General features: G+C 44.4%; 8 protein-coding genes, 5 tRNA genes and 1 pseudogene. 13 read left to right on the top strand and 1 reads right to left on the bottom strand.

Translation table 11 applies throughout. The features are described from left to right. The first annotated feature begins 43 nt into the window (after window positions 1-43). Window positions 44-1408: an oxygen-independent coproporphyrinogen III oxidase gene (hemN, locus tag Q0605_RS01630; protein ID WP_298703643.1), complete on the top strand. Its 1365-nt coding sequence runs from the start codon at window positions 44-46 to the stop codon at window positions 1406-1408. An 11-nt stretch (window positions 1409-1419) separates the two neighbouring features. After that, a complete protein-coding gene (locus tag Q0605_RS01635) occupies window positions 1420-2724 on the top strand; it encodes a (Fe-S)-binding protein (RefSeq protein ID WP_298703645.1) in 1305 nt (434 codons plus the stop codon). Between the two features lie 619 nt (window positions 2725-3343). Here Q0605_RS01635 and Q0605_RS01640 read toward each other — a convergent pair. Then, on the bottom strand, window positions 3344-3556 hold the full coding sequence (locus Q0605_RS01640; RefSeq protein ID WP_297882846.1) for a hypothetical protein: 213 nt from the start codon (window positions 3554-3556) through the stop codon (window positions 3344-3346). Window positions 3557-3682: 126 nt separating this feature from the next. Between Q0605_RS01640 and Q0605_RS01645 the strand changes: the two genes are divergently transcribed. From Q0605_RS01645 to Q0605_RS01695, 11 genes and pseudogenes are all read left to right on the top strand, one after another. Next, window positions 3683-3758 (top strand) — tRNA-Thr (locus Q0605_RS01645). A 36-nt stretch (window positions 3759-3794) separates the two neighbouring features. Continuing rightward, window positions 3795-3879 (top strand) — tRNA-Tyr (locus Q0605_RS01650). A 12-nt stretch (window positions 3880-3891) separates the two neighbouring features. Next, a tRNA-Gly gene (locus tag Q0605_RS01655) sits at window positions 3892-3968 on the top strand. A 113-nt stretch (window positions 3969-4081) separates the two neighbouring features. After that, a tRNA-Thr gene (locus Q0605_RS01660) sits at window positions 4082-4156 on the top strand. Between the two features lie 56 nt (window positions 4157-4212). Beyond that, window positions 4213-5412 carry an elongation factor Tu gene (gene tuf / locus Q0605_RS01665; protein ID WP_040304280.1) on the top strand — a complete coding sequence of 400 codons (1200 nt, stop codon included), beginning with the start codon at window positions 4213-4215 and terminating at the stop codon, window positions 5410-5412. A 55-nt stretch (window positions 5413-5467) separates the two neighbouring features. Continuing rightward, window positions 5468-5641, top strand: a complete 174-nt coding sequence (rpmG, locus tag Q0605_RS01670) for a 50S ribosomal protein L33 (protein WP_005872634.1) — start codon at window positions 5468-5470, stop codon at window positions 5639-5641. 8 nt (window positions 5642-5649) lie between these two features. Then, window positions 5650-5725: transfer RNA gene (locus Q0605_RS01675), tRNA-Trp, on the top strand. 12 nt (window positions 5726-5737) lie between these two features. Beyond that, on the top strand, window positions 5738-5911 hold the full coding sequence (gene secE / locus Q0605_RS01680) for a preprotein translocase subunit SecE (RefSeq protein WP_005872632.1): 174 nt from the start codon (window positions 5738-5740) through the stop codon (window positions 5909-5911). Between the two features lie 13 nt (window positions 5912-5924). Then, window positions 5925-6455, top strand: a complete 531-nt coding sequence (gene nusG, locus Q0605_RS01685) for a transcription termination/antitermination protein NusG (protein ID WP_298703648.1) — start codon at window positions 5925-5927, stop codon at window positions 6453-6455. Between the two features lie 20 nt (window positions 6456-6475). Further along, a complete protein-coding gene (gene rplK, locus Q0605_RS01690) occupies window positions 6476-6901 on the top strand; it encodes a 50S ribosomal protein L11 (RefSeq protein WP_005872629.1) in 426 nt (141 codons plus the stop codon). A gap of 56 nt (window positions 6902-6957) precedes the next feature. Then, a pseudogene (locus Q0605_RS01695) lies at window positions 6958-7196 on the top strand (50S ribosomal protein L1); the annotation flags it as partial.

The following is a 7196-nucleotide window of genomic DNA, read 5'->3' on the forward strand; positions in this document are numbered from 1 at the left end:
TTCATCGATATCGAAGAGCTTATCAAAGCCAAGGCGGGCAGCCGTGAATAGCATAGACTTTGACGCTTACGCGAAATTTTCACGCCCGGGGCCTCGCTACACGAGCTATCCCACCGCTTTGGAATTTAGCGAAAATTTCAGTTACGACGAGTATTTGAACGAGCTGAAAAATCAGAAAAGCTCTACGCCCCTGTCGCTTTACTTTCACATGCCGTTTTGCCGCTCCGCCTGTTATTTTTGCGGCTGCAACGTAATCTACACCGGCAAGCGCGACAAGATGGATCGGTATTTGGACTATATCGAGCGCGAAATGCAAATTTTAAGCAGCATCGTGGACGGCTCGCGCCAGGTCGTGCAGATGCACTTCGGCGGCGGCACGCCTACGTATTTTAGCGCCGAACAGCTCGCGCGCCACATAAAAAATATCAAAAAATATTTTAAAAGCTTCAGCCCCGAAGCCGAGATCAGCTGCGAGATCGATCCGCGATTTTTAAACGCCGAACAGCTCGACGTGCTTGTTTCAAACGGCTTTAATCGCATCAGCTACGGCGTGCAGGATTTCGACGAGCGCGTGCAAAAGGAGATCCACCGCATCCAGCCTTTCGAGCTTACTAGGGACGTCATAGCCATGGCGCGCGAGAGGGGGATAAAATCGATAAATATGGATCTGATCTACGGCCTTCCGTATCAGAGCCTAGCTAGCTTTAAGCGCACGCTGGAGCTTGCGCTTTCGCTTGATCCGGACCGCTTTGCGATCTTTAACTACGCGCACGTGCCGTGGATCAAAAAATCTATGCGTAAATTTGACGAAACGACCTTGCCGGAGCCTAAAGTGAAGCTTGAAATTTTAAAATTTACGCACGATTTTTTGAGCGCGAACGGATACGAGATGATCGGTATGGATCACTACTCAAAGCCCGCGGACGAGCTTCATACTGCACTTAAAAACGGCTCGCTACACCGCAATTTCCAGGGCTATACGACCAAGGGCGGCGCCAATCTGATCGGCATCGGGCTAACTAGCATCGGCGAAGGCGCGCGCCACTACGCGCAAAATTTCAAAGATATGGACGCTTACGAGGCCGCGATAGATGCGGGCAGGCTGCCGTATTGCAGGGGCGTTTTGCTAAATGAAGAGGATCTGCTGCGTAAAGAGGTGATTATGGGGCTGATGAGTAATTTTTGCGTAGATATAGAGGCGATCGAGGAGAAATTTAAGATAAAATTTTTCGAGCATTTCGGCGCGAGCCTAAAGCAGCTTGAGGCGCTAAAGGATTTCGTACAAGTCTCGCCGCATAGAATTTCAGTAACGCCTACCGGCACGCTTTTGATCCGTAATATCGCGATGTGCTTTGATGAGTATATGGATAAAAATTTGGGCGAAAAGCGCTTTTCTAAAACCGTCTAAGCGGCGCGGCTATGAGTAGGGCAAAGCTTGGAGCGTTCGATTTTGCGGCACTTAGCGAGCGTTGCGTAAAATGTGGTAAATGCATCCAAGTCTGCACGGTTCATGGCATTAACGGCGATGAAGTAACGAGCCCGCGCGGATTTGTGGATCTTTTGGGCGCTTACGGCAGAAATGAGCTAAAGCTTGATAAAAACACTAAGAAATTTTTTGAGAGCTGCTTTTTATGCACCAACTGCGTAGATATTTGCGGCGAGTCTTTGCCCATAGATACGGCAATCGAGAATGTTCGCGCGCGCATTGCGGAGAAATTTGGCATCGCGTGGTACAAAAAAGCTGCGTTTTGGCTGCTCGGGCACCGCAAAGCGCTGGATCTAGCAGCAGCGCTTGGATACGTGTTTCTTAGCTGTGGCTTTAAGATGCGAAAAGATACGCAAAGCTCTATGTCGCCTAGATTTGACTTGCCACTACTTAAAAAAGAGCGCTTGCTACCTGCGCTTGCAAAAAAGAGTTTTATGAACTCGCACGCAGAATTTATCGACAACGGCGGCGAAAAAACTATCGGAATTTTTATAGGCTGCATGGCAAACTACGCTTACACGGGCGTAGGCGAGGCGGTTTTACATATCGCGCGAGCGCTAAAGCTAAACGTAAATTTGATGAAGGAACAAGCCTGTTGCGGCGCTCCTGCGTATTTTACGGGAGATTTTGCAGCGGTTGGACGCGCGGCAAAATTTAATATAGCATATTTCGAAAAAGCTCTGCCTGCTCTTGATGCGATTATCGTGCCCGAGGCTACGTGCTCTGCGATGTTGCGGGTGGATTACGCGCATTTTTTTGAAAATGAGCCGCGATGGAAAGCCCGTGCGCAAAAGCTTGCGAGTAAAATTTTTATGGCGAGCGAATACTTTTATAAATTTACAAACTTAAGTGATCTTTTGATGCGCCGCGGCAAAAGGGCTTTAGCGATTACCTATCACGATCCGTGCCATGCCCGCAAAATGCAGGGTATTTGGAAAGAACCGCGCGGCTTGCTCGCTCAAAACTACGAAATAACCGAGATGGATGAGCCTAATAAATGCTGCGGATTTGGCGGCGTGACGATGCAAACCGAGCGCTACGAGCTCGCGCGCGCAGTGGGATTAGCTAAGGCGCGTGCAATGGCAGATCTGCCTGTGCGCGTAGTTTCTGCCGAGTGCAGTGCGTGCAGGATGCAGCTAAATAACTCGCTTTCTTTAAGTGGCTCGCAGATGAGGTGCGTAAATCCGCTGGAACTCATCGCTGAAGCGCTTGTGGGCGAGGAAAATTCCAATGGATAAATTTTGCGTTTTAGAAGCTCCTGCATTTCGCCGTCTTTTTACTCAATTCAAATCCTGGGGTAAAATTCTGTGCTTTTTAAATTTTGGTTTTTAAAAATTATGATTAAATTTTATCTTTAGCTTGTAAAGGTTGCGGTTTGCGTCTTTGAGCTTTTGGACAAAGTAGCCTGAAGCGGTGCACGGGGCGGCAAACCCACAAGTTTTGCTCTGCGGCGGGGTTGATTAATATGATTTTAAATACTAAAATTTTGTAGTTTAGAATTTTAGCTGAGGGATTTGCGCAAAATTTTAAGGAGTTGAATTGTAGGATGGATTTTGGCAGAATTTTAATTTTATGCGACGTTATTTGAAATTATATGGAATTTGCGGCTAATGGCTGGAATTTTGATTTATTAATTCGCGTGGATTTGCTTAGCGTTGCAGGATTAAAACGCGAATTTTAAATTTCGTAAAATTTCAAATTAGTTACGCATGGGCTTCTTGCACTTCGCGGTTCTGACATTGCGGCAAAATTTCTTTCAAAAATGCCAAAGTGCACTATAAAATATATTCATAATTTTTAGCACGAGATATTTAGCAAAAAAGCTAAGCTAGCGAGATCATGGATTTAAATTTAATTTTATTCTTGCTCTTTTGCGTCATCTTCAGAGTCCAGCTTTGCTTCTTCGATCAAAAGCCTGTTGGCTTCGGTAGCCTTTTTTATCTCGCTTAAGTTTTCTTCTATCTTATTTAGGCGCTTTTCAAGGGTATTTAGGCGCTTTTCGGAGCGGGAGATAAAATAATAAATCAAATAAATCATAAAAACTATTATGATCCAAGGTACGATTTTCATATAAAATTCCTTAAAATTTAAAATTGCGCGCATTATAGCAGAAATTTTATGAAATTTTAAAATAGGCTGTTTTAGCCTTGACAATTGGGGATTTTTCGGTTATAATTGCCACTTCAATTTCAAAATGCTGGTGTAGCTCAGCTGGTAGAGCTACTGCCTTGTAAGCAGTGGGTCGGCGGTTCGATCCCGTCCACCAGCTCCATTTTTTGTAACAGTGTTTGACCAGATTTCATCAAAGGGTGAGATACTCAAGTGGCCAACGAGGGCAGACTGTAAATCTGCTGGCTTTGCCTTCCGTGGTTCGAATCCACGTCTCACCACCATGAATTTTTGATGCGGGATTAGCTCAGTTGGCTAGAGCATCAGCCTTCCAAGCTGAGGGTCGCGGGTTCGAGCCCCGTTTCCCGCTCCACCATTTAGGTTTACTGGGAGCTGTAAAACTTAACTGCTTTTATATGCTTACATAATCTAAATTTTGGTCGCATTGTTGGGTATTGGTAGCGATTTCTCTTTGCCTGAGTTTAGGCTCATATGGCTCAGAGGTAGAGCACTTCCTTGGTAAGGAAGAGGTCGCGGGTTCAAGTCCCGCTATGAGCTCCATAAAATAGAGTCGCTTAGTTTGTTGTGTAATCCACAAATCAATAACGGAGGATATGATGGCTAAAGAAAAATTTAATCGTAACAAGCCACACGTAAACATTGGTACCATCGGTCACGTTGACCATGGTAAGACTACTTTGACAGCTGCTATTTCTGCTGTTCTTTCCAGGAAAGGTCTAGCTGAGCTAAAGGACTACGACAATATCGATAACGCTCCAGAGGAAAAAGAGCGCGGTATTACTATCGCTACGTCTCACATCGAATATGAGACCGAGAAGCGTCACTATGCTCACGTTGACTGCCCTGGTCACGCCGACTACGTAAAAAATATGATTACCGGCGCGGCTCAGATGGACGGAGCTATTTTAGTTGTTTCCGCTGCAGATGGTCCTATGCCTCAAACTCGCGAGCACATCTTACTTTCTCGCCAGGTAGGCGTTCCTTATATCGTAGTTTTCCTAAACAAAACCGATATGGTCGATGATCCGGATCTTTTAGAGCTAGTCGAAGAGGAAGTTAGAGATCTTTTAAAAGAGTATAAATTCCCTGGCGACGAAACCCCAATCATTAAAGGCTCTGCCCTTAAGGCTCTTGAGGAAGCTAAGGCCGGACAAGACGGCGAATGGTCTGCAAAGATTATGGAGCTTATGGACGCGGTTGATAGCTATATTCCAACTCCTGTTCGCGATACCGATAAAGATTTCCTTCTTCCGATCGAAGATATTTTCTCGATTTCCGGTCGTGGTACCGTTGTAACCGGTAGAATCGAAAAAGGTATAGTTAAAGTTGGCGATACTATCGAGATCGTAGGTATTAAACCTACTCAAACTACTACCGTTACCGGCGTTGAGATGTTTAGAAAAGAGATGGATCAAGGTGAAGCCGGCGATAACGTAGGTGTTTTATTGCGCGGTACTAAGAAAGAGGAAGTAGAGCGCGGTATGGTTTTATGCAAACCAAAATCTATCACTCCTCATACTAAATTTGAGGGCGAGGTTTATATCCTAACTAAAGAAGAAGGCGGACGCCATACTCCATTCTTTAATAATTATAGACCGCAGTTTTACGTTCGTACTACAGATGTTACCGGTTCGATTACTCTTCCTGAGGGGACCGAGATGGTAATGCCTGGCGATAACGTTAAAATCACCGTTGAGCTAATTGCTCCGATCGCTCTTGAGCAAGGTACTCGCTTCGCGATTCGCGAAGGCGGTCATACCGTAGGTTCAGGCGTCGTTTCGAAAATCATCGCTTAATTTTTTGCAAGCGGAATTTTAAAATTCCGCTTGCTTTTTTATTCAAGGAAACTAAATGGCAAAGAATTCAAGTAGAGTAAAGGTCGGATTAAAATGCTCCGAAAGTGGCGATATTAACTATACTACTTATAAAAATAGCAAAACTACGACCGAAAAACTAGAACTTAAAAAATATTGCCCTAGATTAAAAAAGCACACGCTTCATAAAGAAGTAAAGTTAAAAGGCTAATTGTTTATAGGGCAATAGCTCCAACGGTAGAGCGCCGGATTCCAAATCCGATGGTTGGGGGTTCGAATCCCTCTTGCCCTGCCACGAGGATTGGGTATGGAAAAAGTAAAAGAGTATTATAAACAAGCAAAAGTAGAGTTAGATAAGGTAATTTTCCCGACTAAAGATCAGACTAAAACAGCATATATCTCTGTGGTCGTCGTAGTCGTAGTTATTGCACTGTTTTTAGCGCTAGTGGATCTAATTATGTCCGCTTTAATAACGGCTTAAGCAAGGATACAATATGGCAAATAAATGGTATGCGATACAAACTTACGCCGGCAGCGAGATGGCGGTAAAGCGCGCGATAGAGGCGCTAAAAGAGGACGAAGCACTTAAAGCCAAGATCGGCGAAGTGTTAGTGCCTACCGAAGATGTGATAGAGGTCAAAAATACAAAGCAAACCATCAAAGAGCGTAGCTTATATCCAGGGTATTGTTTTGCAAATTTAGATTTGGATACCACTTTATGGCATAGAATTCAGATGCTGCCTAAGGTCAGTCGCTTTATCGGCGAGGCGAAAAAGCCCTCTCCGCTACCGGAAAAAGATATCGAAATAATTCTAGAAAAGATCAATAATCGCGAGGCTCCTAAGCCGAAGATAAATTTCGAAGACGGAGAGACGGTTAGGATCGTCGACGGACCTTTTGCTAATTTCAACGGCATCGTAGAAGAGTATGATATGATCCACGGCAAGCTTCGCCTAAATGTTTCGATCTTCGGACGAAGCACGCCGATTGAAATTTCATACTCGCAAGTTGAAAAGATTATTTAAATTTTATAAGGAGTAAATTTATGGCTAAGAAAGTTGTTGGCGAAATCAAGCTGCAAATAGCGGCCGCAAAAGCAAATCCAAGCCCGCCGGTAGGTCCTGCGCTAGGACAAAAGGGCGTTAATATTATGGAATTTTGCAAAGCGTTTAACGAGCGAACCAAAGATATGGCGGGTTTCAACATTCCTGTTATCATCACGGTTTACGCCGATAAAAGCTTTACTTTCATTACTAAGCAACCGCCTGCGACGGATTTGATCAAAAAGGCGGCGAAGATAGATAAAGGTTCGGACAACCCTCTTAAAAAGAAGGTAGCATCCTTAACTAAGGCTCAGGTTTTAGAGATCGTCGAGAAAAAGATCGCCGATCTGAATACCAAAGATAGAGAGCAAGCGGCTAGGATTATAGCGGGTTCGGCTCGTTCTATGGGTATTACGGTCACTGACTAGACCTTTTGACCGCTAAGGTTTAAAAAAGCGGTAGCACTTTAATTGCGGAGAAATATATGCCAAAAAATTCAAAAAGATTCAACGAACTTTTAAAAAAAGTTGACGTAAATAAAATTTATAGTGTAGACGAAGCGGTAAGCACAGTAAAAACTCTAGCTTCTGCTAAATTTGACGAGACGGTGGAGATCGCTCTTAAACTAAACGTAGATCCAAGACATGCCGATCAGATGGTGCGCGGCTCGGTCGTTTTACCTGCCGGTACGGGTAAGAGTGTTCGAGTAGCCGTGATTGCAAA

The sequence above is a fragment of the uncultured Campylobacter sp. genome (genome assembly GCF_938017705.1).
In the GTDB taxonomy this organism is placed as follows: domain Bacteria; phylum Campylobacterota; class Campylobacteria; order Campylobacterales; family Campylobacteraceae; genus Campylobacter_B.